General features: G+C 54.9%; 1 protein-coding gene. It reads right to left on the bottom strand.

Annotated features, from left to right (window positions below):
* On the bottom strand, positions 1-381 hold a 381-nt coding region (locus HMPREF2696_RS06730), incomplete at both ends, for a PAAR-like domain-containing protein (RefSeq protein WP_070588188.1).

Here is a 381-nt window from a genome sequence, read left to right on the forward strand (position 1 = left end):
GAGTCTTTTGCTGAACTTGCCGTTCATATGGAACATATCGCCGGTGCGCACGATATAGCGTTTGCGGATTTTAACCGAGGAAGAATGGCGCATCGGCCAGGCCGGTTTGGTGGCGGTGCGGCTTTTTACCCCTTTACGGCCCGGAAGGGCGATTTCATCGCCATAAGTTTTGTGCGTCTTACTGGCATTAAAGACAAAAGCAGGCTTGCGGTTGAGGCGTACGTCTTTGGCGACGGTTTTGGCACCGCCGAGATCAGCAAAGAGTGGGAAGGGGATGGGTGGAACGGAAGGGGGAGCGGGTGGAGGCGGCCAGCAGAAATCGGGGACGGTAAAGACAACGCGGAATTTGCTGCTTTTACGGGCGATTTTATTGACGGCCAT

The organism is Neisseria sp. HMSC058F07, assembly GCF_001810035.1.
Classification (GTDB): domain Bacteria; phylum Pseudomonadota; class Gammaproteobacteria; order Burkholderiales; family Neisseriaceae; genus Neisseria; species Neisseria perflava.